Below are 1,159 nucleotides of genomic sequence, written 5' to 3' on the forward strand. Positions count from 1 at the left end.
ACCCGGAAGTATATGTACTATTACTACCTTCTATCGGAGTTTTAGGTGTTATTGTTCCAACATTCTGCCGTAAGCCTTTGTTTGGCTACCGCCCATTAGTTTGGTTTATGGGTATTCTGCTGGTCTTGGGTATGGTCGTATGGGCTCACCATCAATACACCATTGGCATGTCTGTCCTCGCGACCAACTACTTTATGATTGGTACAATTTTAATCTCGATCCCCGTTGGCCTAATGCTGTTCAACTTTATCTTAACGATGTGGCGTGGCTCTATTACCTTTGAAACACCCATGCTCTTCGCCATTGCCATCATTGTGATGTTCTCATTTGCAGGAACTACAGGTGTCATGCTGGCGGTTGTACCTGCAGATTTGCAATACCATGACACCTACTTTGTGGTCGCACATTTTCACTACGCATTAATACCCGGCGCACTATTCGGGCTCTACGCAGGTGTATTCTATTGGCTGCCAAAGTGGACTGGCCATATGTATAACGAAACGCTGGGTAAAATCTTTTTCTGGTGGACAACCATCGGCTTTAACCTGACGTTCTTCCCTCAACACTTTTCGGGCTTAGCGGGTATGCCACGCCGTATCGTTGATTACAGCGTGCAGTTTATTGAGTTTAACCAGATATCGAGCATTGGTGCCTTTATCTTCGGCCTATCTCACCTACTCTTTGTCTACATCATTATTCAAACTATACGTGGTGGCGAGAAAGCTCCAGCTCAGCCTTGGGAAGGTTCTCAGATCGGTACACCTGGCCTGGAGTGGACGCTACCCTCTCCTCCACCATTCCATAGCTTTGAAACACCTCCTACGGTCAAATAAAACCAGAATCTGGCCTTGGGTGCTTTAACAAAGAGCCCAAGGCTAGATACTTAACAACAAAAAGAGTTTTGATTATGAACCAACAAAGCGAACAAGCATTAAAGAAGTCAAATATTCGCACCGCGCTAATTCTTGGAGGCATTGCGATATCAAGCTTATGCATTGCCGCCTATGGCGTCAGCCAAACTTTAGCCGTGGGTGCATAACATGAGTGAAGTACCAGTAAAACAAAACAAGAAAACCGCACTAAAGCTCGCAATGTTAACAGTGCTTATGTTTGGCTTTGCCTTTGCGATGGTGCCGTTATACAAACTCGTATGCGATGT

The 1,159-nt window shown here is 45.3% G+C and carries 2 protein-coding genes; both read left to right on the forward strand.

The window, feature by feature from the left end; translation table 11 throughout:
- On the forward strand, positions 1 to 833 hold an 833-nt coding region (locus A3761_RS03770; protein WP_197472800.1), incomplete at its 5' end, for a cbb3-type cytochrome c oxidase subunit I.
- A gap of 74 nt (positions 834 to 907) precedes the next feature.
- Positions 908 to 1,039, forward strand: coding sequence for a hypothetical protein (locus A3761_RS28750; RefSeq protein ID WP_255374912.1), 132 nt, complete (start codon positions 908 to 910; stop codon positions 1,037 to 1,039).
- The last annotated feature ends 120 nt before the right edge of the window (positions 1,040 to 1,159 follow it).

This window comes from Oleiphilus sp. HI0123 (assembly GCF_001635315.1).

What these genes read in the sequence shown, in the direction of transcription:
- A3761_RS28750 (WP_255374912.1), top strand. Translation starts at nt 908, where the DNA reads ATGAACCAACAAAGCGAACAAGCATTAAAGAAGTCAAATATTCGCACC.